The organism is Enteractinococcus helveticum, from assembly GCF_001657475.1.
Lineage (GTDB): Bacteria > Actinomycetota > Actinomycetes > Actinomycetales > Micrococcaceae > Yaniella > Yaniella helvetica.
The window spans coordinates 1-1,561 of record NZ_LXEY01000090.1 but is presented as its reverse complement, the minus strand read 5'-3'; the positions used below and the strand labels follow the sequence as shown (position 1 = coordinate 1,561).

2 protein-coding genes and 1 pseudogene are annotated in these 1,561 nt (G+C 59.0%); all 3 read right to left on the bottom strand.

The genetic code is table 11. The features are described from left to right. Positions 1-112: 112 nt before the first annotated feature. Entirely contained in the window at positions 113-685 is a 573-nt protein-coding gene (locus A6F49_RS14695) for an acyltransferase family protein (RefSeq protein WP_043055298.1), read from the bottom strand. Between the two features lie 131 nt (positions 686-816). Then, positions 817-987 (bottom strand): hypothetical protein, encoded by a 171-nt coding sequence (locus A6F49_RS18155; protein ID WP_161485830.1) that lies wholly within the window; start codon positions 985-987, stop codon positions 817-819. After that, positions 984-1,235 (bottom strand): annotated as a pseudogene (locus A6F49_RS18990) (IS701 family transposase); the annotation flags it as partial. The pseudogene A6F49_RS18990 and the gene A6F49_RS18155, both read right to left, overlap by 4 nt. Between the last annotated feature and the right edge of the window lie 326 nt (positions 1,236-1,561).

Genomic DNA, 1,561 nt, shown 5'->3' with positions numbered 1-1,561 from the left:
TTTGAATTCCTGGGTATAACGACGGCGTGGAGTTGACATGTCCTTACTCAGTCTCACTTTCGGTATGACCCTCAAGTTTAGTCAAGACTAAGAGGGCCCGTGTCCGAAATCTCTAGAGCAGGCCACTGGCTGCTGAGGTGCGGAGCTGTTTGGCGATGATCACGGAGATGATGGCGATGGCGGGCCAAATGATGTAAAACTGGCCTTGCACGGACAGGGACCAGAAGTGTTGGAATGGTGAGGTTTCTGGTCCTGCTGCCCCGTAGGCGAGTTGGGAGTTGATGAGCTCTAGGTTTTCGAAGTAGAGCAGGGAAGCGCGTGCTTCTGCCCATAACTGGCTGTGGCGGGTGATCGGGCTGATAAGGAGGCCGGCAGTGAGTGTGACGGCGATGACGAGTGCTGCGGGGATGAGGATGCGGCGGACGAGTCGCCCGAAGTATTTCAGCGGGTCCACCCGGCCACCACTGTTGGCTGCTTCTCGAAGGAGCATTCCGGTGAAGAGGAACCCGGAGACGGCGAGGAAGATGTCGATCCCACCGGATACCCGGCCGTTGCCGAACAGGTGGAATAGCACCACACCGGCGAGTGCGAGGCCGCGTATGCCGTGGAGTTCGGGGAGGTAGCGCCGTTCGGGGAGGTGTCTTGTGAGGGGATTGTTTGCACGGCGTGGTCGTGTGGTGGTCATGATGTCCTTTGTCTCTGGGCCGCCAATATCCTAGCTCACACCGTGTTCAGGGACGAAAAAAGACCGCCCCACCACCTGCATCAGCAAGTAGTGGGGCGGGGTTCGCTGTCCGTGGTAAGGAGCGCCTAGTACTACAGTCGCGTTTGTAAAATATGGCCGCGTGCTGCGTAGTGATACTGTTGGGCTCGGTATTGGTGCTGGCGTCGCCACTTGGAGCGTTGTAGTACATGTTCCGGGTCGGGTGGCTGGTTCCAGGCGACTTTGACGATCAGCCGTCTGATTTCTGGCAGGGAGAGCCTCACCAGAGCCCCGGTACCTGGATTTGGGCCCCCTTTTGAGCCCGGATGACACTGAGGAATGCGTGGGCGAACATCGACAGGGTGATGTGTCGATACCAGCCGGTGTATTGGCGGACTTGATAGTGATCTAACCCGGTTTCGCCTTTGGGCGTCTGGAAGGTTTCCTCGATTGCCCACCGGGCCCCAGCCACCAGCGCCATCGTGATCAACGTGACGTGGTTGGGTGTGTAGCACACGAAATAGGCCACATCGGTGGGGTCTGTCAGCGAGCGGCGGGCCAGCAACCAGTGTTCACCATCCTCGTCGGCCAGCCCGTTGATGCGTTGGCGCGCCCAGGCGTATTGCCGGTCGCCTTTAGTCCCGGCTCCAGCGGTGCGGGTGCGCCAGGCTCGGGCGTCGAGTTTTGCTATCACCTCATCGGCCCGGCCTTCCACGCCCAGTGCGGCCGGGTGTGTTTTGTCAATTAGAAGTCGGCCATTAAAGCGATAAGAATCCGGCCACTTTGGCAGGGTTTCCTGCCAAAGTGGCGATAAGGGGTTATTTCATTAGGGCGTTTTTGACGCGGTAGGACTCGCCG

Excerpts from the sequence above, each read along its gene's own strand:
- A6F49_RS14695 (WP_043055298.1), bottom strand. The coding sequence starts at position 685 with ATGACCACCACACGACCACGCCGTGCAAACAATCCCCTCACAAGACAC.